The following is a 23050-nucleotide window of genomic DNA, read 5'->3' as shown; positions in this document are numbered from 1 at the left end:
TCAGCTGAAGCAGTGCTGACAGCGTATCCGGGCGAGTATTGCCAGACTTCCAGGCATCATGACGAGCTTGTGAAAACTCATATGGTGTGAGGGTAGCTTGTTTTTAATAAAGGTAGGTGTCGGTTACGGGGTGAAGATTTCAGGGGGAGGCTATAAGTCTACCTGGGATAGGGTAATGGTGGTTGTATATTAGTAGTTTGTTAACTAATTCTTTATTATTTTTATGTCTATGATTTTTTTATATTTTGTCTATCGCTTTCTCTTTGTTACAAATAAAAACTTTTTTAGTGGGTGAAAAATTAGAGTTTTATGATGATTGGTCTAGGCTGTTGTGTGGAATTGCAATGGATGGAGGGGAGTTCTTATGGCGTTACACGTCTGCTAGTAGGTTGGGTCTGTGTCTTTGGCCGTTATAGCGGCCAGGGCGGAGATCATGTAAATAAAGTGATAACTCTTTCCGAATCGCTATCTCACTCCCGCTGAGTATTGAGGTATAAAAATCTCGGTTTCGTGGGATAGTGAGTATAGATCTTTCATTAAACTCAAGGAAAACTGCATGATGGCTCACTACGATACCGTACTTCATCATTTTCTGAATTATGTCGAACGCTTCCCGGAGAGGGAGGCGGTGATTGATACAACGACTCGGCTCACTTACAGCGAACTGGATAGGCGCAGCAGTGCCGTGGCCGCTTTTCTGCGTGCGCAGGGGGTAGGCAAGGGAGATCTGGTCCCCCTGCTGTGTGACCGTACCCACCGTTACGTGGTAGCCATTCTGGGCGTCATGAAAAGTGGCGCTGCCTATATCCCGGTGGACGTTCGTTATCCGTCGGAGCGGCAACGGCGTATCTTGACACAAAGCGGTGCATCCTTTGCGCTGGCGGCCTGTGCTGATCCCCCCGCTGATGCTCCCTTCCGGTTGCACTCCCTCGATGATGTGCCGGATAGTGATGATGCCCCGGCCTCCTTGCCGTCTTCCCAGGACCTGGCCTACGTCATCTTCACCTCGGGAACCACCGGCAACCCCAAGGGCGTCATGGTAGAACACCATGCCTTTGAGCGGGTGGTGTCCTCGCACAACGACAACTTGGAAGTGGCGCCAGGAAGCCGCTCTACACTGATGGCTGGCACCGGGTTCGATGTTGCTCAGCTGGAAATTGCGTCGATGTTGATGGCGGGGGGCACGTTGATCCTGCCTGACGAGGAAACGCGGCTGGACCCCGATCGGCTGCTGGCGTTTTTCGCCCGCCAAGGTCTCACCCATGCTTTTGTGCCCACGGCTCTGGTTCCGGGCATTACGGCGCTTGCTCAGCCGCCGGAACTGGCGTTGACCCATCTCTTCACCGCCGGGGAAAAGCTGATTCCGCCAGCCACCGAGCATCTGCCGTACGAGCTGGTGGATTGCTATGGACCGGCCGAGGCCACGATTTTTGCCACGCGTCACCGCGTTCCCGGTATCGAGGTGGACGAGCGGCCCTCCATCGGCCACCCCATGGCCGGTAGCGAGATCTTCTTGCTGGATGAACGACTGGCGCAGGTGCCTGATGGAGAGACGGGGGAAATTTTCATTGGCGGTGACAACCTGGCTCGGGGGTATCTGCACAACGAGCCGCTGACACGGGAAAAATTTATCATTCACCCTCAATGGCGACAGCGTCTGTATCGAACGGGCGACTTGGCGCGATGGCTTCCGGACGGTCGTCTCCAGTTCCTGGGACGCCTGGACGATCAGGTGAAGATTCGAGGCAATCGAGTGGAGCTGGCCGAGGTGGAAGAAGCGCTCCATGCCCAGGCTGGGGTGAGCGAGGCGGTGGTACTGGTTTCCGAAGCGGAGACTGATGGTGAAGAATTGAATCTTCTGGCCTTTATCGTGCCCGATCAGCATCAGCCCTCGACGGAGACCGAAGTGCGGCGGGAGATGCTGAAAACCCTGCCGGACTACATGGCACCGTCGGCCATCTTGCGCCTCGACTCCCTGCCGCTCAACGCCAATGGTAAAACGGACAAGCAGGCGTTGCTGCAGATGTACCGGCGGCTGACAGGCAGCACTGGCCATGATGTTCGGGAGCATGCATCGGAAGCGGTGTATATCAGCCAGATGGAACGCGACATTGCGGATGCCTGGGCAAGCGTTCTCGGACATCGTCGCTTCGACCGCACCGATCGCTTTTTCGACGTCGGTGGCCATTCATTGCTGGCCGCCCGCCTGATGCAGGATGTGCGCGAACGGTTATCCATTCAGGTCTGGATTCGCGACCTTTTCGAGCATGATACCGTTGCGTCATTGGCCTCGCTGCTGGAAGAGCGTCGTCGTGACGATCAGCCACGGCCCCTGCTGGACCGCGAGCGTATCCACCCGCTTCGTGAAGATGCCCGTCTGCCCGATGACCTTGAGTTCCAGCCTTGGCAGGCGACGGACTCCCTGGCGCGGCCGCGCCACATCCTGCTTACTGGCGTCACTGGCTTCGTCGGCGCCCACTTGCTGGTCGATTTGCTGGCGACCACCGACGCTTGCCTCCACTGCCCGGTACGGGCCCGGTCTGGATCGGATCCTTGGCGACGCCTGGATGACACCTTGGCCCGTTACGGCATGACGCTTTCCGATGCGGACCGGGAACGCATCGAGGTGTATCGAGCCGATTTGTCGGACCCGCGTCTCGGGCTGACGACGATGCATTATGACGAGCTCGCTGAGACCGTAGACGTCATTTATCACTCTGCCAGTGCGGTCAATTTCATCCAGCCCTATTCATACATGAAACGTGACAACGTCCAGGGGCTGATGGAGTTGTTACGCTTTGCGGCCGCCAAGCGCACCAAGCCATTGGTGCTGTTGTCCACCATCTCCGTTTACAGCTGGGGGCATCTGCATACCCACAAGCGCGTGATGCACGAAGACGATGATATCGACCAGAACCTGGATGCGGTGATCACGGACATCGGCTATGTCCGAAGCAAATGGGTCATGGAGAAAATCGCTGATCAGGCGGCTCAGCGCGGCCTGCCGCTGATGACTTTCCGTCTGGGCTATGCCACCTACCATAGTACCCGCGGGGTGTGTGCGGACTATCAGTGGTGGGGCCGTCTGGTACAAACCTGCGTGGAACATAAGAGTATCCCGGATCTGGAAGCTCTGCGTGAGGGGCTTACCAGCGTCGACTACATGACAGCCGCGATCGCACATATCTCTCGCAACCCGGAAGGCTTGAATCACAAGTTCAACTTAATTCACGAGGGCGACAACAATCTGACGTTCAAGGAGTTCTTCAGTCGGCTGGAGGAGCAATTTGGTTTCCGCTTCAAGGTGTTGCCCTATGCACAATGGAAGGCTCAGTGGGAGCATGACCCCAAGGCTCCCCTTTATCCTCTGTTGAGCCTCTTCACCGATACCATGTATGACGACAAGTCCACGGTAGAGCTTTACCAGAACACCTACCTTTGGGATTGTCGAAATACCAAGAACTTCCTCAGCGGCAGTGGTATCGAGGAGCCGGTATTTTCCCATGAAGAACTGACGAGTTACCTGTCGTACCTGGATGTACCGATTCCCCAGGGCACATCGCATACCGTCTAGCCGTGACAGGGTGTCCATGGTCGAGTTGCATGCGCTTTTCGGTCACCGCTGCTTGCGGCTTGCATGAGCGAGGGGCGGATGGTGATGTCGCACCACCTTGGCCATGGACGCCTCCCCGGATCCGGTTATGAAACTTGTCTGAGCGCCCGCTTCAGGTGGGCCTTTTCAGCACGCATAACGATAGGCACATACTCGACCCGGTCCATTGCTGGACGGGCAGTATGGTGCCTTTGGCAAAGGGAGGTACCGTGTGAGTAAAGCACAAACCATCAGGCGTGACTTTTAGCGTATCGAAATCGATAAACGTTTGGCTAAGCGGGTGCTGTGCCTTGTAGGCGGCTTCCTTCATTGAAAAGATCTGCAAGGCTGCCAGGTCCGGAGGACTATCAATACAAGCGAGTTCCTCGGGGTCGGTAATGTAGGAGGGAAGCTTGCTTTCAAGGGGTGCCAGGTTTTCGACATCGATGCCGATGGCCTGCACATGCTGTGACAGGGCAGCGACCCCGATGCAGACATCGGCCGTATGGGAAAGGCTACCGATGGTTCCTGCCGGCCAGATCGGTGCACGGTTTTGATCCATCGGGATCGCCCCGTGAGGAAAACCGAGCTTTTCCAATGCAGCGCGTGCGGCGGAGCGACCCGCCGCGAATTCCAGCCGCCGTCTTGTGTTCGCACCAACGATGGCGGCTTCTTCGGTCGGGTAAAGCAAGAGATGTTTTTCTTTAGGGTCGCGGGTGGCATGGACCACATCTTCCGGCCAGTCCCCCCGGCTTCCTGCAATCAAGCGGTCAAGTGATTCTACGTCCATGTAGAGCTTCCTTCTTCTGCTTTAGCCTCGGTACGTTGATCCTGCTTGATATGGATGGGATGAGGAAAGGCTGGATGACTCTTGATGGCGTGTCGTGAGACAGCGGGGCGTTCCCCTTGTGCGACTTGCCGTTGTGTTATGGCCGGCTAGCGCCGTTGCCAGCGCAATGAGTGAGAAAGCGATGAAGCAGAAGGTATATCCGCGGCTGCTGATCAGATAGCCGGCCAACGGCGAGCCGATGATCTGACCGACGGCGATCATTAGAAAAGGCAGCCCCAGCCCGATGGCGGGTCGGTCCGCATAGAGCCGAATGCCCCAGACGAGGTAGACCCCGGTCAGCATGATGTAGGCAGCGCCAAAGAGGGCGGCCGAGAGAAACACCGTGGTTAGGCTCGAGGGACCCAGTACCAGCAGGCCGAGCGAGAGCGCCATGGCGACCAGTGTGTAACGGTGAACGGTATTGAGGCCGAGGCGGGCGATAAGATCTCCCGCCAAGCCACCGACCAAGCCCGCGATGCCGATCAGTATCCATGCCAGATTGGCTGTTGCCTGGTCGAAGTGGCCCAACGTCAGGATCACATCGCTCGAGAAGGTCCAGAAGGCGGCGCTGGCCGTGCCCATCCCGGTGGCTGCCAGGACGAGCGTCAGCACACGCGGGCGCCAGAGCCCGCCGGGGCGGCCATCGCAGTGGCTGGTAGAAGCCGACACATCGGCAGCGTTCGACCGCGGCATGCTGACCAGCAGAAGCAACGCATTGAGCAGTGCAGTGATGGCAAAGGCGGCGTAGGCGATTCGCCACTGGCCCGTGGCGAGGAAGGCCACCGGTCCGGAGACGGCAACGCCAAGGCTGGTACCGGCGTTGATGACGGTATTGGCACGTCCTTGTCGAGGCGCCGCAACCGAACGGGAAACCGCCTGCGCCAAGGGTGGCGATGCCAGGCCGGTACTCGTCCCCGCGAGCAGAATGGCACCGGCCAACCACACCGCGTGGCTGCTGACGGAGACGGCCGCCATGCCGGCTGCCGCGACCAGGGCGGCGGCAACCGCGGTTTGGCGCGGTCCGAAACGCTCTACCAGCATCGCGCTGAGCACGATGGCGATACAGTAGCCGACATAGGCGCCGCTGCCGATGATACCGGCCATGGTCGCACTCAACCCGACATCGTCGCGCATGCTGGGCAGGAACAGGCCATAGGCGAAACGTGCCAACCCATAACTGGTCCCGATCAGCATGGTGCCGGCGATGATCAAGTGACGTTCGGTGAGGTTCATGAGGCGTTCTCCATCCAGATGTCCGTCATCTCAGCTCGTCGGTGGCTATCTCTCGGGGTGGCCAGCGTGCACGTGGCGAGTTCGCGTCTTTTGCCGCGATTCATCATGAGGATTCTCCTCTCCGCTGATGACCTGACGCCTATCTCGGTCAATCAGCATGTAAAATGATCGTTTTCCGCATGGGCGTGACGAATCTACCGGCGCGAGCGTCGGCTAACGTGGCAATTCGTCTACACCGTGTGTACCTAGTGTGACTAAGCCTTGCGTTCGACTGTCATCAGGTACCGTGCTGCGCGGCGTGCGCTGGCGACCCCTGCCGTCCCGCGATAGATGGCGGTGTGAGTCGCGCCTTCGAACAGAATCACAATCTCCTCCGCAAGCTCGTCATCGCGGTAGCCGATCTCTGCCGCGACGATCTCGTTGACGCGCTCGCGCAGGCGACGCTTGTGTTCCATGATCGTTGCCGCGATCTCGGGAATGTCTCCACCGGTTTCCCCCCAGGCCCGCAAGAACAGGCAGCCTCGCGAGCCTTCCTGTACCAACCATGTCTCCAGCGATACGAAGAGCTCGTCCACGCTGTCGACGTCCATCTGACGGAGAAAGCGGCGGCCCCGCTCGTTCAGGACCGCAGCCATCAAGCCGTGCTTGCTGCCGGTGTGCTTGTAAAGGGTACGGCTCGATATGCCCGCGCCCTTCGTCAGCCGGTCCATGCCGGTAGCGGTGAAGCCGTGGCGATCGAAAAGCTGCTCGGCAGTCGAAATAAGTCGGGTTCGAATATCCATGGCTTCAGTGTAAAGCGATCATTTTACATAGGCAAGTTTCGAACATGATATCGCGCTCTGCCGACAGCTTGCCCTGTGCAGGAAACCCTGTGCCACCCGTTCCCTGGGTGGCAGCAGCAAGCGAGTACTCAATCTGCTGCATCCCTATGTCAACGCCAGATACCGGTGGCTTTCCTGCCGGTCGTCGTTGAGCTTGAAGCTGCCGACCAGTTCCGCCAGACGGTCGGCCTGTTCGCGCAGCTGTTCGGCGGCGGAGGTGGACTCTTCCGCCAGGGCGGCGTTCTGCTGGGTCATGCGATCGAGCTCGGCGACGGCGATGTTGACCTGGCCGATGCCGCCGCTCTGTTCGGTGGTGGCGTGGCTGATCTCCCCGAGCATGCCGGCGACGCGGTTCACCACCTCGACGAGTTCGTGCATGGCGCTGCCGGCGTCGCGCACCAGCCGGGTGCCGCCCTCGACCTTCTCGCCGGAGGCCTCGATCAGGCCGCGAATGTCCCGCGAGGCCTCGGCGCTGCGGGTGGCGAGCTGGCGCACCTCATTGGCCACCACGGCGAAGCCCTTGCCGCTCTCGCCGGCGCGGGCCGCTTCCACCGAGGCGTTGAGCGCCAATAGGTTGGTCTGAAAGGCGATGTCGTCCATGACCTTGATGATGTTGCCGATGCGCTCGGAGGCCTGCTGGATGTCGCCCATGGTGGTGACCACGTCGGTGACGGTGTCGCCGGTGCCCTGGGCCAGCCTGGCCGCGGACTGCGAGAGGTTGTTGGCCTCGAGGGAGGACGCCGAGGTGTTTTCCACCGTGCCGGTGATCTGTTCCATGGAGGCCGAGGTCTGCTGCAGGCTGGAGGCCGCCTGATCGGTGCGCCGCGACATGTCCTGGCCGCCGCTGGCGATCTCCTGGGCGGCGTGGCGAACGGCGTCGCTGCTGCGCCTGACCTGGGCGAGCACGTCGTGCATCTTGTCGGCGAAGGCGTTGAACTGGATGGCGAGTTCGCTGGCCTCGTCCTTGCCCTGGACGGGCAGCCGCAGGGTCAGGTCGCCATCGCCGTCGGCGATCTCGCCCATGGCCTCGGCGGTGCGCCGAATCGGACGGAACAGCGCGCGCAGCAGCAGCGCCAGCACTACCAGGCTCGCCAGCAGGATCGCGGCCACCAGCAGCATGACCAGCAGCACCGCGCGGTTGAGGTCGGCGAACAGTTCGCTGCGTGGAATCCGCGCGAAGGCGATCCATTCGGTGCCGGGCACCTCGATGGCGGCGACCAGCTGCTCGGCGCCGTCCTGGTCGGTGAGGGTGGCGTAGCGATAGCCGTCGCCCGCCAGCAGGTCGTCGGCCCGGGTCTCCCAGCCGGGCAGCTCGGCGATCGGCTGGCCGGCCATGGCGGCGCCCTCGGGGTGCACGCTGATGGTGCCGTCCTGGCTTGCCAGGAACACCGAGCCGGTGTCGCCGAGCTGGTAGGTGCTGATCGTCTCCGCCATGGCGTCCAGGGTATAGCCGACCCCGGCGACGCCCACGCGCTCGCCGTCGATCTCGACCACGTGGTTGATGAAGACCTTCAGCTCGCCGCCCTCGGAATCGACGTCCAGGGTGTACTCGGGCGCGTTAGCGTCGTCGACCACGTCGTAGAACCAGGCGTCTTCTTCGCGGTCCAGCGTGCGCTCGACGCCTGCCCCCGTGTAGTAGTGGCCGCTGAGGGCCGAGACGAAGAACACGGTATTGGCCCCGGTGCGCTGCTGCAGCTGGTCGAGGTAGGTCACGGCGCGCTCGCTGTCGGCTTGTGTCTCTCCCCGGCGAATCCAGTCCTGCAGGTAGCCGTTGTTGGCCAGGTCCTGGGCGGTGGTGATCGGCCCGGTCAGGGTGGCCGTGATGTCGTTGCTGATGCTCTCGAGCGTGGTCGGCAGTTCGGCGCCGGTGACCCGGTCGGTGATCAGCTCGCTGAACAGCCGATACTGGATGGCCGTGGCCCCGCCGACGATCAGGACCATGCAGAGGCTGATGCTGATCATCAGCTTTTGGGCAATGGTGAGATGCTTCACTGTCTTTCCCCCGGCTCGCGCTCCGTTCGGGCGCATGCATTTTTGTTGACTACTTGGTCAACATGTATCGGCGGGGCGGGGAAAATCTGTAGGCGGCAGCGGATAATTCGTGTCGACCAGGCCCGAGTGTGGGCCTGGCGTCAACGCATTCCCGCCAGGATCACCACCATGCCATAGGCTGCCACGCCGGCGGCGACGGGCCAGCCGAGCGAGCGTTTGCGGTACCAGACGAGCAGGGTAATGGCGACGCCGATGGCCGTGGCGAGCCAGGCCGTGGCACCGGGATGGCGGGGCACCAGCGAGACGCCGAGCAGGGCGGCGATCATCAATGGACCCAAGATGCCAAGCCACTGGGGCATGGCGTCCATATCGTCGTCACCGAAGCGCCGCAGGCGCCGTCGCATCCAGAGCAGCGGCAGTACGCGTATCAGGTAGGTGCCGAGGGCGGAGGCCAGTACGGCCAGCCAGAGGGCGTTACTCATGGGCGCCTCCCGTGTGTCGCGAGTCGAACTTCACCAGGTAGAAGCAGAGGGCGCCACACAGGGCGGCCAGCGGAATGCCGAGGTTGGTGAGGCCGGCCAGGGTGCAGACCATGGCCGTGGCGATGGTGAGGCACAGGGCCAGCGACCAGCGCCGCGAGGTGAAGCGGGGCATGACCAGCACGAGGAACAAGGCCGGCAGCGCGAATGGCATGACCTCGCCGAGCAGTGGCCACTGTGCCATCAGCCAGTCTCCGGCGATGGCGCCGAGCGCCGTACCGGCGATCCAGCTGGCCCAGGCCAGCATGGCGGCACCGGTGTACCAGCCGAGGCGCTGGTGCTCCGGCAACTGCGGCAGGCGGCTGTGGGCCAGGGCGAAGACCTGGTCGGTCAGGCCGTGCATCAGCCAGGGCCAGTGCCGGCTCGCGGTGAGCCAGGGGGCCAGGTTCGGCGCATAGACCAGGTGGCGCACGTTGATCAGCAGGGTCATGGCGACGACGAGCCACAGCGGTGCGCCGGCGGCGGCCATGCCGATGAACAGGAACTGGGAGGCGCCGGCATAGATCAGCACCGAGATGAGCGTGGCCTCCCAGGTGGTGAAGCCGGCCTGGATGGCGATCAAGCCGAAGGAGATGGCCACCGGGACGTAGCCGCCCAGCAGGGGGATCGCCTCGCGCATCCCGGTCAGCCAGGGTGTGGTGCGCAGCGGATGGGTCCGTGTCGTCATGGTACGGCCTCGGTGTCGGTGTACACGATGGTCATGAGCAGGGTCGCCCAGGTGTCATGTGTGCGGTAGAGATGGGGCTGGTCGGCGTCGAAACTCAGGGTGTCGCCCGCCGAGAGCGCTCGCACCGATGCTTCGGGGCCGGCCTCGAGCTGGCCGCTGACGACGGTGAGCGATTCCCGCGTGCCCGGCGAGTGAGCCTCGGCGTGACGCGTGATGTGCGGTGCGCAGCGCATCCAGTAGGCATCGACGCGGGGGGCGTCCTGGCCCTGGTCGAGCAGGCGGACTTCCACGCCGTCTTCGCCCAAAGGCACCTGGATCGGTGCCACCAGGGTGCCGAAGGGGACGTGCAGCTGTACCGCCAGGCGCCAGATCGTATCCAGCGTCGGGTTGCCGTCGCCCTGTTCGAGGCGCGACAGGTTCGATTTGGCGATGCCGGCGGCGGTGGCCAGTTGCGATAGCGACCAGCCCCGGGCGCGCCGCAGCGTCTGCAGATGATGCCCCAGGGTGCTGAGTGAGAGCCTGTCCATGTCGCTCATGACGTCTTCTCGTATCGTTCGTTATATCGAACGTTCTATATAACGAACAGTGGTCTGTCAATGATGCGGTATCTCGCGTGCCGCTTTCTTCTGCGCGAGGAGGTCGCATAATGGAGAGCGGCTGAATCGTCATGCTCGGGGTGGAGGCCGATGCTGCCCCGAGTCTGTCTTCTCTCAACGTGATGGAGCCACCATGAGTTATCTGCCCTCGGAACATCGCTATGAGCGCATGTCGTACCATCGCTGCGGACGCAGTGGCCTGAAGCTGCCGGCCATATCGCTTGGCCTGTGGCAGAATTTCGGCGAGAACGCCAATCCCGACAATGCCCGGGCGATCTGCCGCACCGCCTTCGATCACGGCATCACTCATTTCGATCTGGCCAACAACTACGGGCCGCCGCCGGGCAGTGCCGAGGAACTGTTTGGTCGTATCCTCAAGCGGGATTTCGCCGGCTATCGTGATGAGCTGGTGATCTCGACCAAGGCGGGCTATCGGATGCACCCCGGGCCCTACGGCGAGTGGGGGAGTCGCAAGTACTTGCTCACAAGCCTCGATCGGAGCCTCGAACGGCTGGGCATCGACTGCGTCGACATCTTCTACTCGCACCGTTTCGACCCGGAGACGCCGCTCGAGGAGACCATGATGGCCCTCGACCAGGCGGTGCGTCAGGGCAAGGCGCTGTATGCGGGCATTTCTTCCTACAACGCCCAACGTACCCGCGAGGCCATCGAGATCCTGGACGCCCTGGGCACCCCCTGCCTGATCCACCAGCCCAGCTATTCGATGCTCAATCGCTGGGTCGAGGACGACGGCCTGCTGGATACCCTCGATGAACTCGGTACCGGCTCGATCGTCTTTTCCCCGCTGGCCCAAGGGCTGCTGACCGACAAGTACCTGGCGGGCGTGCCCGACGACAGCCGGGCCTCGCGGGGCGCGACCCTCAAGGATTCGCACCTGTCCGAGGAGAACCTGGCGCATGTGCGGGCCCTGAACGAAATCGCCCGGCAACGCGGCCAGAGCCTGGCACAGATGGCCATTGCCTGGGTGCTGAGGGGCGGTCGGGTGACCTCGGCGCTGATCGGTGCCAGCCGTCCGGAGCAGGTCGTCGACTGCCTGGGCGCCCTGGAGCGGCGGGACTTCACCAAGGAGGAGCTGCGCGAGATCGATCGCCACGCCGTGGAAGGCGGTATCAATCTGTGGGCCGCCTCGGCGGAGCGCTGATCAAGCGAAAAACGCGGGAGGGATGCCATGGCCCGAGCGCGCGGGCCATGGCAGTGCGTGTGCTCAGTCGCCGTCGAGATCGGCGTCCTTGGCGCGGCAGGCCGCCGCGGTGAACAGCACATCGGTGGAGGAGTTGAGGGCCGTCTCGGTGGAGTCCTGCACCACGCTGATCACGAAGCCGATCGCCACCACCTGCATGGCCACGTCGGTGGAGATGCCGAACAGGCTCGCGGCCATGGGAATCAGCAGCAACGAGCCGCCGGCCACTCCGGAGACCCCGCAGGCCGCCAGGGCGGAGACGATGCACAGCAGCAGCGCAGTCAAAAAGTCGACGCCGATGCCCAGGGTATGAGCGGCGGAGAGCGTGATCACCGTGATGGTGATGGCGGCGCCGCACATGTTGATGGTCGCGCCCAGCGGGATCGAGATGGAGTAGGTGTCGGCGTGCAGCTTGAGGCGTCGGCACAGCTCCAGGTTGATCGGGATGTTGGCCGCCGAGCTGCGCGTGAAGAAGGCGGTGATGGCACTGCCGCGCAGGCAGGCGAAGACCAGCGGGTAGGGGTTGCGGCCGGTCTTCCAGAAGACGATCAACGGATTGGTGACCAGGGCGACGAACAGCATGCAGCCGATGATTACCAGCAGCAGGTGGGCGTAGTCGAGCAGGGCACCCATGCCGGCCTCGGCCAGAGTACCGGCGACCAGCCCGAAGATGCCCAGCGGGGCGAAGCGAATCACGACCTTGACGATCCGCGACACGGCATCGGAGAGGTCGCCCATCAGGGTCCGCGTGGTGTCGCTGGCATGGCGCAGCATGACGCCAAGGCCGATGGCCCAGGCCAGGATGGCGATGAAGTTGGCCTCCATCAGCGCACTGACCGGGTTGGCGACCGCGTTCATCAGCAGGTTCCGGAGAATCTCCACGACGCCTCCCGGCGGATTGCCGCTGACCTCGGGGGCGTCCAGAGCCAGTGTCGTGGGGAAGGCAAAGCTTGCCACCACGGCGACCAGGGCGGCCACCAGGGTGCCGACCAGATAGAGCACCAGCACCGAACGGATATGGGTCGGCTGGCCTCGCTGGTGGCCGGCGATGGCGGCCGCCACCAGGATGAATACCAGGATCGGGGCGACTGCCTTCAGCGCAGAAATGAACAGCTGGCCAAGCAGCGAGACCGACTGGGCTGTTTCCGGTGACAGGGTAGCGAGCAGGATGCCGCAGACGATGCCGATGGCGATCTGGGGAATCAGACCCAGTCGCCGTATGGGGCGGCTCAGGGCATTGACGGTTGCGATCATGAAAGGTCTCTCGGGCACTTCGGGCTGGGTTGAATGGGCAGAAATCACGATGGCGGGCGGGCCGGGTCGGCACGGGCGCGACATTGGCGGGGTGACCCGTGATACGCGCCGTACCGGAGCCGATGATCGGCACTTCTGCAAAGTGCGCGGGAGTCTAACATTCTCTGTAATGGCAGGTGGTGCGACTTTCGTTTGTCATGACGACAGAAAAAAACGCTGCCTTTTCATTATTTGAAAGATCGTCCGCTAGGGGCGCCGGGTGTGGCGATGGGAGGTGCCGCGCTGCTGGCGCTGGCCCAGGTACCCGTGATGGCGGCCTTTGCGATGCTCACCTTGCTGGCGGTTACCACACTCGCCTCGGCGGCACTGATGCGTGATCGCTCACGACGCCACTGACCCTCGGCGCTCGTGGGACATGGTGCGACAAGGCACCGCGTCAGATTGCGCCCCTCGCTCTCGCTGGCTGCGCTATCATGTCGCGTCGTCCCATCCCGCTTTCATGTGTATCGCCCATGTTGCATCGCTTCCAGCACCATCGCTCTTGCCGGGCTGCGCGTTTCGCGCTGCTGGCGATGCTGCTGCTGGTCATCGGCCCGCTGATCGGGCAGGTGAGTGCGGCCGACGGTGGCGCTCATGACCATGCAGGACACCGGATGGCGGCGTCGCCGCAGATGGCGATGTCGGCATCGGACGAGACGGGCCAGCATGAGGCGGGGCATCACGCGGCGGTGTTCTGCTGGCAGACCCAGTGCGGTTACTGCTCGTTGTTTCAGCAGATGCCCGTGCTCATGGCGATGCTGCCGCATGTCGCACCGGTCGCGTCCCATGTCATCACGGCCCCGGTGGTCGCCACGCGCACGGCCCATGGCGGGCCGGCCGTCTTTCCCCAGGCGCTGACCCGCGCTCCTCCGCCCCGCTCCCTCTGATCGACCGAGAACATCCGCACGTCGCGTCGTCTTGCCTACCGGTGGCGATGGAGTCGTGCGTCGAGCCTGCGGCTGGGCACGTTGCGACGATGCCTGAGCAGGGCACCGGTTTTCCTGCTTTCATGGGGCCTTCATGAGTAACAAGTCCAACGATCTTTATCGGGCGGTCTGGCGCTGGCACTTTTATGCCGGCCTTATCGCCATTCCCTTCCTGATCTCCCTGGCCGTGACGGGCGGCCTGTATCTGTTCAAGGATGAAATTGGCCAGTGGTTGAATGCCGATGTCGTGCGTGTCGAGGCGCAGGCATCGTCAACCGTGTCACCACAGCAACAGGTGAGCGCCGCGCTGGACGCCCATGCCGGTGAGGCGTTTCGTTATGTGCCTCCGGCATCCCCGACCCATGCGGCGGAAGTCGATCTCACTACCGAGTCGGGGCGCCAGGCGGTGTTTGTCGACCCTTATAGCGGAGACGTCACCGGCACCCTGCCTTATCGGGGTAGCATCATGTGGGTCGTGCGTTATCTGCACAGCCTGAATTATTTTGGCGAGACGGCGAGCCTGATCATCGAGATCGTCGGGGGCTGGACGATTCTGCTGGTGCTGACTGGCCTCTACCTGTGGTGGCCGAGGGGGCGTGGTGGCGCGCTGTCGGTGCGCGGGCGGCCGCGCAAGCGGGTCTTCTGGCGGGACCTGCACGCCGTGATCGGCGTCTTCGTCGGAGGCTTCATCCTCTTTCTGGCCATCACCGGCATGCCCTGGTCGACGGTGTGGGGCAGCAAGGTCAACGAGCTGGCCAATGGTCACAACTTCGGCTATCCCGACGGGGTGCGCGTCAATGTGCCGATGTCCGAAGAGCGCCTGGCCGAGAACACCGAGACGTCATGGTCGCTGGAGCAGGCGCAACTGCCTGCATCGGCCGATGCCGAGGTACCTCCCATCGGGCTCGACCGGGCCGTGGCCGCCTTCGACACCCTCGGGCTGGCACCGGGGTACGCGGTCAGTCTGCCGAGCGGGCCGAATGGCGTCTATACCGGCTCCCTCTATCCGGATGACCTGAGCCACCAGCGGGTCGTGCATCTCGACCAGTACAGCGGCGAGCCGCTGCTGGACATGAGCTATGCCGACTATGGTCCGCTGGGACGTGGTCTCGAGTGGGGCATCAATGTGCACATGGGCCAGCAGTACGGCCTGGCCAACCAGCTTATCCTGGCCCTGGCCTGCGCCGGCATCGTGCTGCTGTGCGTGTCCTCGGGCGTGATGTGGTGGAAGCGTCGCCCCACCGGGCGTCTTGGTGTACCGCCGGAACCCGGGGATCCGAAGCGACTGCGCGGCGTGCTGGCGCTGCTCGCCATCGGCGGGGTGATCTTCCCGCTGGTCGGCGCCTCGATGATCGTCATGGCCGTGGTGGACGGCCTGGTCAGGCAGCGAAAGAGGCAGCGGGTGCCGGTTTGAGTCGATTTCGACTCGAAGAGCCGTCAAGAGCGCCATGCTTCTTGGCGGCTTTTTTCTAGCTTCATGAAATAAAGTAATTTTATTTTATTGGCATGGAATGTGCTTGATGGTCTGTCGGCATACGACCGGAGATCATGATGCAACCAACGACAACCACATCGACACGGATCGATATCAACGCCGGGCGGCTCTGGCGCTCGTTGATGGAAATGGCGTCGATTGGCCCCTCGCCGAACGGAGGGAGCCGTCGTCTCGCCCTTACCGAGGAAGACGCGGCCGGGCGACGTCAGTTTCGGCAGTGGGCCGAGGATCTGGGCTGTCATTGTCGTCTCGATGAAGCGGGCAACCTGTTCGTGCGACGCGAGGGGCGGGACGAGAGTCTTGCACCGGTTGCCTTCGGCAGCCATCTGGACACCCAACCCTTGGGTGGGCGTTTCGATGGCGTGCTGGGGGTATTGGCTGGACTGGAGGTCCTGCGCAGCCTGCACGAGCACGACATCCAGACGCGACGTCCCCTGGAGCTGGTGGTCTGGACCAACGAAGAGGGCAGTCGTTTCGCGCCGGCCATGGGGGGAAGCGGCGTCTATGCCGGGCGGCTCGAGTCGACCTCCTTTTTCGAGGCCAAAGATGCCGATGGAACAAGTCTGGCGGAGGCACTCGAGACGAGTGACCAGCGTGGCGAGCTGCCGCTCGGCACCCCCAGGCTGCATGCCTACTTCGAACTACACATCGAGCAAGGCCCCGTGCTCGAGCAGGGAGGTGAGCCTCTGGGCGTGGTGACGGGGGTGCAGGGAATTCGTTGGTATGACGTGCGTTTCTCGGGGCAGTCGGCCCACGCCGGGCCGACACCGATGTCTCACCGACGCGATCCATTGCTGGCTGCGGCCGATGGTCTCGTGGCAATGCGCGACGAGGTCGAGGCGGATCCTTCCGGAAATGCTCGCCTGACAGTCGGCGAGATGAAGGTGGTGGAACCTTCCCGCAACGTGATTCCCGGCGAGATCAACCTGACGGTCGACCTGCGCCATGTCGACGATGACAGACTCGATGAGCTGGAAGCCTTGCTGCACCGACGGTTCGATACGGCCGCCGCCAAGGCCGGTGTATCGGTCGATATCGAACGGCGCTGGTGGTCCCCGGTGACGCCCTTCGACCCTGACCTGATCGCTTCGCTGGACGCGGCTGCCCGAGGGCGAGGCATGACGGCTCCTCACATGATGAGCGGGGCCGGGCATGATGCCGTGAACGTTTCACATGTCGCGCCCACCGTCATGCTGTTCATTCCCTGCCGCGACGGCATCAGTCACAACGAGGCGGAATACGCCGAGCCCGAGCACTGTGCCTTGGGTGCTCAGGTACTTTGCGATGCAATCCTCGATCGGGCGAATCTCGACTGAATCGAAAGTGAATCACCATTGAATCGATAACGACTCGGGAGACGATGTGCATGTCCCTGCCAGATGAAATTCGCGCCTTCATTCGAGCGCATCGCGACGATTACACGCGCCTGCTTCAGGACTGGGTACGTGATGCCACCTTGTCCGGCCAGGAGGCGGCGCACCAGGCCAAGATACGCGACCTCTACCAGTCGCTGGGCCTCGATACGGACTACTGGGAAGTGGATGTCGAGGCGTTGCGCGATAATCCACTGTTCAATAGCCACCGCGACGATTTTTCCGGAAGCCCCAATGTGGTGGGGACGTGGAAGGGGAGCGGGGGCGGACGTTCATTGATTCTCAATGGGCACGTAGATGTCGTGCCCGAGGGCGACCATGCCCAATGGGAGCAACACCCTTATTCGGGCGAGATTATAGACGGCTGTCTATATGGTCGCGGTGTGACCGATATGAAGGGCGGTAATCTGGCGTCCTTCATCGCGGTGGCCACGCTCAAGTCACTTGGCGTGAGGCTCAAGGGCGACGTCATCCTGCAGAGCGTGATCGAGGAGGAGGCCGGTGGGGCTGGTACCCTGGCCGCCCTGGAACGCGGCTATCGGGCCGATGCGGCGCTGATTCCTGAACCCAGCGAGCAGATGATCTTTCCCCGCCAACAGGGATCCCGCTGGTTCCGGCTCAAGGTCGTCGGTATCAAGGCACACGGCGGGACACGCTACGAGGGCGTCAGTGCCCTCGATAAGGCGATGGCGGTACTAGAGGCACTGCAGACGCTCGAAGCGCGGCGCAACGATGAACTGGAGGATCCGCTTTACGACGGGGTACCGATTCCGTTGCCGATCAATGTCGGTCGTATCAACGGCGGGGATTGGCCTTCCAGTGTGCCCGACGAGATCACCCTGGAGGGGCGGGTCGGGGTCGGTCCCGGTGAGACCGTGGCTGACGCGCAGCGGGATGTCGAGTCGGCCCTGGCCGCCCTCGCGGATCGGGATCCCTGGTTCGACGAGCATCCGGTGGACATCGAGTGGTTCGGTGCCTGTTGGCAACCGGGCGGCATTGCCACCGACGACCCTCTCCTGGACATGCTGTCCACTGCTTATCGCGACGTCCATGGTGGGGCACCACGCATTCAAGCCTCGCCCTGGGGCACGGATGGTGGATTGATGACGCAGTACGGCATACCGGCATTGGTGTTCGGTCCTGGTATCACTCGCCTTGCGCATTTTCCCAATGAGCACATACGACTGGACGATGTCTTCGATGTCGCCGAAATCATCGCTCTGACCGTGCTGAGCTGGTGCGAGCAAGATGACTGACGTCATTGGCACGCCTGGACGACATGCCTATTTAACACGATACCCCCGACACGACTTCCGTGAAGACAAACGACAAAAGGTGAAAGCGTGAATTTCAATCCTCATTTGCTGCTGCTGTTCGGCAATGCCTTTCTGACCACGGCGCTGTCAGTCGCCATCGTGGCCTGGATTCTGATCCGCGAATACCGGCCGACGATCAAGCGGTTGACCCGGGAAAACGAGGTTCCGCGGGAACCACTGCAGCACGATCGGGGTGCCGACCCCGTGCCGCATCGCGAATGACCACGACTGCCAACAATCAGGATACATCGCTATGACACTGTGGATCTTCTGCCTGGTGCTGACTGCCTACGTGGTAGTGGCGGCATCCCTGGCACGTTTCATCAAGAACAAGGACGACTTCTACGTCATGGGTCAACAGGGCTCGACCCTTTTGATCGTCGGGACCTTGGCGGCCACTTTCCTGAGTGCCGTGACCCTGATGGGCATTGCCGGCATCTCCTACAGCGAAGGGCCGCTGGTGATCGGCGCTCTGGGGTCGTTCGGCGCCTGGGTCGGTACCTTGATCGCGGTGGTGTTCATCGGCCGCAAGCTCAAGGCCATGGGCTGTCGCACGATGATGGATTTCTTCGACAATCGCTTCGACAACAAATGGGTCAGCGTGGTGGCCCTAGTACTGATGGTCATTGGTTTGCTGGGCTACGGCATCATCCAGCTGATCGGCGCCGGTTTGGTGCTCGCCGAGATCATCGATATTCCCTTTCCGGTGATCATCGTCGCCTTCACCCTGGCACTGCTGGTGTTCTGCAGCCTTTCGGGGATGTATGGCGTCGTCTACACCGATACCATGATGTTCTTCACCATGCTGGCGATTGCCTTTCTGATCGCCCCCATGCTGATCGATGATGCCGGCTTCGAGGCCATGCGCGGTCTCAGCGAGAAGTTACCCGGTTTCTGGACGCTGGGAGGGGCGAACGACCGCCCTCTGGGCTGGTCGATCTCCCAGTTCCTGGTGTGGATTCTTTTCTTTGCTTGTACGCCGGCGCTGGTATCGCGCGTATTTCCTGCCAAGAACGACTTCGTGATCCTCAAGGTTGCGGTCATCGGAGTCTTCTTTGCACCGGCCATGCAATTACTGGTTTTCCTCGCGGCCGGGGCCATGCAGGTGCTGGATCCGGGGATCGAACCGGCGGATCGCGCCATGGTGGTCGGCTTCATGGAGCATACCAACCCGGCTCTGGCGGGCGTCGGGCTGGCGGGACTGATGGCCTCCATCATGTCGACGGCCTCGACGCTGTTCGTGTTGACTGGATTCGCTCTGGCGCGGGATCTGTACGAGAAGCTGTTCGATCGCCAGGTGAGCGAACGCCGAGGTGTCATGCTGGGGAGGATCTCCCAGGCGCTGGTCGCAATCGTCGTCTGCGTGGTGGCGATTTCGCGCCCGGCGGGCATCTACTGGATCTCCATCTATGCCGGGGCGATCTTTGCCGTTGCCTGGTTGCCGACCATCGTCGCGGCCCTGAAGTGGCGTCGAATGAGCGCCCAGGCGGCGTTGGCCTGCATGCTGGTCGGATCCATCAGTTTCATCGTCGTCGGTGAGCTGCAGCGTCATGGCTGGATCAGCCTGCCCGCGCATATCGACAATCTGATGATCGCCATCGTCCTCGGTACCCTTGCACTGATCGTTGTCGGCCTGTGGTGTCGTCCCTCCGAGCACGAGGTCGCAAGTTTCGATGCCTTGTGCGCCCAGCGTCTCTCCGACTCCACCATGCGTGACTTCCTGGCCCGTGAAGGTGGTGCACGACAATTGGTGCGCGAGTATCGGAGGGTATGGGGCATCATGCTGTTGTTCGTGCTGATTGCGCTTTCCCTGTGGGGCTATCTGTTCGTCAAGTTGGGGCTCTGAGAGCGCTGGACAGGGCGCGAAGGCCGACGGAAGATGGGCGTCACGCCCATCTTCCGTCCCGGAACGCCACGATGTCCGCCGAGCGATTTCCCATGCAGGATCAGTTACTGTCGATTCTCAATGCTCTGGAGGACGGGATCTTCATCACCGACCTCAGGGGGCGGCCGCTGTGGGTGAACCGGGCCAGTCTCGATCAACTGGAATGCAGCGAGCAGCATCTTTTCGCGAGTGATATCTATCGCCTGGAAGAGGAGGGCGTCTTCTCGCCTTCCGTGACTCGCTTTGTCATCGACGAGTGTCGGCCGGTGAGTGTCGTGCATCGCTATCGTGGCAAGGATTACCTGGTCAACGGCCGGCTTTTCTCGCTCTATGGGGAAGAGCCGGACGCCGTGCTGGTGCAGACCCGCAATCTTGGAGAGGACGTGCTCGCCACGCGAGCGCCGGACGAGACTCAGGCCCTGCTGGATTATGCGCTGCGACAGTTGCGGAAAGTTCGTCAGGAACAGGTTCGGCCACTCGACAAGGACGCCAGGCTCAGCCGCAGTCCTGCCTATCGGCGTTGTCTCGATCTAATCGAACGAGCTGCCGCGACCGATACCACAGTGCTGTTGACTGGTGAGACCGGGGTGGGCAAGAGCTGGCTGGTCAGTCGTCTGCATCAGTTGAGTGCGCGGCACGAACATCCATTGATCCACGTCAACTGCGCGGCCATTCCCGAAACGTTGCTCGAGGCCGAACTCTTCGGGCACGTGAAGGGGGCTTTCACCGGGGCAAGCCGCGAGGGACGCGAGGGCTACGTGGCGCTTGCCGAGGGAGGTACCCTGTTCCTTGACGAGATCGGTGACCTCCCCGCCACCCTGCAGCCCAAGCTTCTGCAGTTGCTGCAGGAACGTGTCTACCACCCCCTGGGGGGCAAGCCCACCCAGGCCGATGTTCGTATCGTGGCCGCCACCAACGCTGACCTGGCCGAGAAAGTTCAGGAGGGCAGCTTTCGCTCTGATCTCTACTATCGGCTCAATATCATTCCTGTGCGAGTACCACCGTTGCGCGAACGGCGCGAGGATATCCTGGCGCTGGCGCGCCATCTTCTCGTGCGTGTCGGGGAGCGTCAGCAGCGCCCGATGCAACTGGATCGCAGTGCTTTGCGAGCCCTGTTGAAGCATTCCTGGCCAGGCAACGTGCGTGAGTTGGAGAACCTGTTGGAGCGCATGACGGTGGTGTGTGATGCAACGCTGATTACTGCCGACGATCTGGACCTCGAGGAATCGAACGAGCAGTCGTCGTCACTCGTGCCGGACAAGGGGCTGCCCGATGGCGGGACCTTGCCCGAACGGCTGGCTGAGCTGGAGCGACGCCTTGTGATCGAGACGCTGGAACAAGAGGGCAGTACACGTCGTACCGCTCGGGCACTCGGTGTTTCCCAGTCGTGGCTGATGCGGCGTGTCAGGCGCTATGGGATTGGGCCTTAGCAAGTATTGGGCTCAGTGTCGTCATTAAGCAAAAACTGCTTGAATGCCTACGATGGCCCGCCGGGGGCGGGCCTAACCTTCGCTATGTTCGGCTATTTATTCAGCATTTCCTGATGGGTCAGGAGCGGGGGCTGAGAGCTTCGGCTGGTGTGTGTTGTGTCATGGGGCTTGCCGCCAGGCTCACACCCACGAACACGATGGCATTGGCCACCAGGCCGCAGAAGCCGGCATGCCAGTCGAAGGGAGGGTTGCCACCGAGTTGGAAGTACAGGGTCAAGGCGGCACCGATGGCCAGACCGGCGAAGGCACCGGTACGCGAAGCGCGTCGCCAGAACAGTGCGCCAAGCAGCATCGGCAATAGTTGTACCACGATGCCATAGGCGCCTAGCAGCAAGGCAACCAGCGAACCGGGGTTGGCCAGGGCCAGCAGATAGGCGGCAAGCGAGATTGCCACCACGCCGTAGCGGGTCAGCCTGAGCGCCTTGTCATCGCCCATGCCGCGCAGTGATGGCAAGTGCTGGCCGATGTCGCGGACCAGGATGGTGGCGGAGGTGTGTGCCAGGTTGGCCGCCGTGGACATCGCCGCTGCCAGGGCACCGGATAAGGCCAGGCCGATCAGCCAGGCCGGGAAGTTAGCCATTTCCACCACTAGTGTCAGCAGCACCTGGTCGGGAGAGTCGAGAGGCCGATCCTTGAGCAGGACGACGCCGGCGAAACCGATGATCAACAGCGGGATCAGCAGATAGCTGTACAGCGGATAGAGCACGAAGACGCGCTTGAGTGTCCGCTCGCTGCGGGCACTGTAGAACTTCATGAAAATGTGCGGCCACATCACACAGCCCAGGGCGCTGACCAGTATCGCCGTGGAAAAGGCGCCCCAGCCCATGCCGTTGGCCCCTGGCATGGTCAGGTATTCCGGGGCCTCACGCTGGATTTCGCGGAACATCTCACCAACCCCGCCGAAAAACTGGTCGGCAGTGGCGAGCCCTAGGAACCAGGCCACGACGACCATCATCACGCCTTGCACCAGGTTGGTCCAGCCGATGCCCTGCAGACCGCTGGCGTAGACATAGGCTGCGACCACGCCGCAGGCCAGCAGGCTGCCGAGCCAGAAGGGAATGGTTCCCGAGGTGGCTGCTTCGAACAGCATGCCGGCGCCGGCGATCTGGATGGTCAGGTAGGGGATCATGGCCAGCACGCTGACGATGCCGATGAACAGTCCCAGCAGGTTGCCACGAGTCGGGTAGCAAGCCGTGAGGAACTCGGCCTGGGTGAGAAAGCCATGCCGACGACCCAGTCGCGAGATGTAGGGGGCGATCAGCCACCAGACGATCACCGCCAGGGCCAGATAGGCGATGATGTAGAGCGCCGGGGCACCTTTGCTGTAGGCCCAGCCGGGGGCGCCGAGGAAGGCGAAGGCGGAGAAGATTTCGGCGCCGAGGATGAAGAACAGCACCAGAAGGCCCATGTGCCGGCCCCCGGCGACATAGCCTTCCAGCGACGAGCCCTGGCCGCGCCTGGCGCGCAAGCCGACGGCCAGCACGATCAACAGATAGCCGAGAGTGATGCCGGTGATCAGCAGCGAGTCAGTCATCATCGGCCTCCTCCATCGGTTCGCAGCGGTAGGCGATCACCAGGCCGACGAACAAGGCGAAGACCCAGGCGACATACCAGAAGACAAAGAAGGGTAGGCCCATCACCAGAGGTTCGATGCGATTGGCCACCAGGGCACCGGGCCAGATCATGGCCAGGGCACAGACCGCGAAGTAGATGAGCATCCCGGTGGAGGGAAGCTTGCGTGGGGCGTTCATGACATACCTCTTTTGTTGTTGGGGTATGGAGCGTGTCGGCGGCTCGCCTCA

The 23050-nt window shown here is 62.3% G+C and carries 20 protein-coding genes; 10 read left to right on the top strand and 10 right to left on the bottom strand.

From position 1 onward, the window contains the following. The first annotated feature begins 556 nt into the window (after nt 1–556). The gene (locus RSO41_RS07090) at nt 557–3574 is read left to right on the top strand and encodes an amino acid adenylation domain-containing protein (RefSeq protein WP_315618387.1); all 3018 of its coding nucleotides are present in this window, start codon (nt 557–559) and stop codon (nt 3572–3574) included. 151 nt (nt 3575–3725) lie between these two features. On the opposite strand, the gene RSO41_RS07085 is transcribed toward RSO41_RS07090, so the two are convergent. From RSO41_RS07085 to RSO41_RS07055, 7 genes are all read right to left on the bottom strand, one after another. After that, nucleotides 3726–4382 carry a 4'-phosphopantetheinyl transferase gene (locus RSO41_RS07085; protein ID WP_315618386.1) on the bottom strand — a complete coding sequence of 219 codons (657 nt, stop codon included), beginning with the start codon at nt 4380–4382 and terminating at the stop codon, nt 3726–3728. Between the two features lie 21 nt (nt 4383–4403). Further along, nucleotides 4404–5654, bottom strand: a complete 1251-nt coding sequence (locus RSO41_RS07080) for an MFS transporter (RefSeq protein WP_315618385.1) — start codon at nt 5652–5654, stop codon at nt 4404–4406. Nucleotides 5655–5908: 254 nt separating this feature from the next. Further along, nucleotides 5909–6436: a TetR/AcrR family transcriptional regulator gene (locus RSO41_RS07075; protein ID WP_315618384.1), complete on the bottom strand. Its 528-nt coding sequence runs from the start codon at nt 6434–6436 to the stop codon at nt 5909–5911. A 144-nt stretch (nt 6437–6580) separates the two neighbouring features. Continuing rightward, nucleotides 6581–8467 (bottom strand): methyl-accepting chemotaxis protein, encoded by a 1887-nt coding sequence (locus RSO41_RS07070; protein WP_315618383.1) that lies wholly within the window; start codon nt 8465–8467, stop codon nt 6581–6583. Between the two features lie 140 nt (nt 8468–8607). Beyond that, nucleotides 8608–8949, bottom strand: a complete 342-nt coding sequence (locus RSO41_RS07065) for an AzlD domain-containing protein (RefSeq protein ID WP_315618382.1) — start codon at nt 8947–8949, stop codon at nt 8608–8610. Beyond that, nucleotides 8942–9673, bottom strand: a complete 732-nt coding sequence (locus RSO41_RS07060; protein WP_315618381.1) for an AzlC family ABC transporter permease — start codon at nt 9671–9673, stop codon at nt 8942–8944. Before RSO41_RS07060 ends, RSO41_RS07065 begins: the two co-directional genes overlap by 8 nt. Next, nucleotides 9670–10200 (bottom strand): XRE family transcriptional regulator, encoded by a 531-nt coding sequence (locus RSO41_RS07055; RefSeq protein ID WP_315618399.1) that lies wholly within the window; start codon nt 10198–10200, stop codon nt 9670–9672. The genes RSO41_RS07060 and RSO41_RS07055 overlap by 4 nt, the downstream gene beginning before the upstream one ends. 202 nt (nt 10201–10402) lie before the next feature. Between RSO41_RS07055 and mgrA the strand changes: the two genes are divergently transcribed. Beyond that, nucleotides 10403–11431 carry an L-glyceraldehyde 3-phosphate reductase gene (gene mgrA / locus RSO41_RS07050; protein ID WP_315618380.1) on the top strand — a complete coding sequence of 343 codons (1029 nt, stop codon included), beginning with the start codon at nt 10403–10405 and terminating at the stop codon, nt 11429–11431. Between the two features lie 63 nt (nt 11432–11494). Here mgrA and sstT read toward each other — a convergent pair whose 3' ends face one another. Continuing rightward, nucleotides 11495–12724: a serine/threonine transporter SstT gene (sstT, locus tag RSO41_RS07045; RefSeq protein ID WP_315618379.1), complete on the bottom strand. Its 1230-nt coding sequence runs from the start codon at nt 12722–12724 to the stop codon at nt 11495–11497. 267 nt (nt 12725–12991) lie between these two features. On the opposite strand from sstT, the gene RSO41_RS07040 reads away from it, so the two are divergent. The 8 genes from RSO41_RS07040 (at nt 12992) to RSO41_RS07005 (ending at nt 21188) form a co-directional block, all read left to right on the top strand. Next, on the top strand, nt 12992–13120 hold the full coding sequence (locus RSO41_RS07040) for a hypothetical protein (protein ID WP_315618378.1): 129 nt from the start codon (nt 12992–12994) through the stop codon (nt 13118–13120). A gap of 116 nt (nt 13121–13236) precedes the next feature. Continuing rightward, complete coding sequence (locus tag RSO41_RS07035) at nt 13237–13650, top strand: DUF2946 domain-containing protein (protein WP_315618377.1); 414 nt, start codon at nt 13237–13239, stop codon at nt 13648–13650. Between the two features lie 133 nt (nt 13651–13783). Next, nucleotides 13784–15103: a PepSY domain-containing protein gene (locus tag RSO41_RS07030; protein WP_315618376.1), complete on the top strand. Its 1320-nt coding sequence runs from the start codon at nt 13784–13786 to the stop codon at nt 15101–15103. Nucleotides 15104–15240: 137 nt separating this feature from the next. Then, entirely contained in the window at nt 15241–16500 is a 1260-nt protein-coding gene (locus RSO41_RS07025) for a M20 family metallo-hydrolase (protein ID WP_315618375.1), read from the top strand. Between the two features lie 50 nt (nt 16501–16550). Next, nucleotides 16551–17813, top strand: coding sequence for a peptidase (locus RSO41_RS07020; RefSeq protein WP_315618374.1), 1263 nt, complete (start codon nt 16551–16553; stop codon nt 17811–17813). A gap of 87 nt (nt 17814–17900) precedes the next feature. Further along, nucleotides 17901–18095: a hypothetical protein gene (locus tag RSO41_RS07015; protein WP_315618373.1), complete on the top strand. Its 195-nt coding sequence runs from the start codon at nt 17901–17903 to the stop codon at nt 18093–18095. A gap of 31 nt (nt 18096–18126) precedes the next feature. Continuing rightward, nucleotides 18127–19719: a sodium:solute symporter family protein gene (locus RSO41_RS07010; RefSeq protein ID WP_315618372.1), complete on the top strand. Its 1593-nt coding sequence runs from the start codon at nt 18127–18129 to the stop codon at nt 19717–19719. A gap of 71 nt (nt 19720–19790) precedes the next feature. Beyond that, nucleotides 19791–21188, top strand: a complete 1398-nt coding sequence (locus RSO41_RS07005; RefSeq protein WP_315618371.1) for a sigma-54 interaction domain-containing protein — start codon at nt 19791–19793, stop codon at nt 21186–21188. Nucleotides 21189–21306: 118 nt separating this feature from the next. Here the strand turns inward: RSO41_RS07005 and RSO41_RS07000 are convergent, their stop codons facing one another. Next, nucleotides 21307–22782: a sodium:solute symporter family protein gene (locus tag RSO41_RS07000; RefSeq protein WP_315618370.1), complete on the bottom strand. Its 1476-nt coding sequence runs from the start codon at nt 22780–22782 to the stop codon at nt 21307–21309. Further along, nucleotides 22775–22999 (bottom strand): DUF3311 domain-containing protein, encoded by a 225-nt coding sequence (locus RSO41_RS06995; protein WP_315618369.1) that lies wholly within the window; start codon nt 22997–22999, stop codon nt 22775–22777. The genes RSO41_RS07000 and RSO41_RS06995 overlap by 8 nt, the downstream gene beginning before the upstream one ends. Between the last annotated feature and the right edge of the window lie 51 nt (nt 23000–23050).

Source organism: Halomonas sp. I1, from assembly GCF_032334135.1.
Lineage (GTDB): Bacteria > Pseudomonadota > Gammaproteobacteria > Pseudomonadales > Halomonadaceae > Halomonas.
This window is presented reverse-complemented; position numbering and strand designations above follow the sequence as displayed.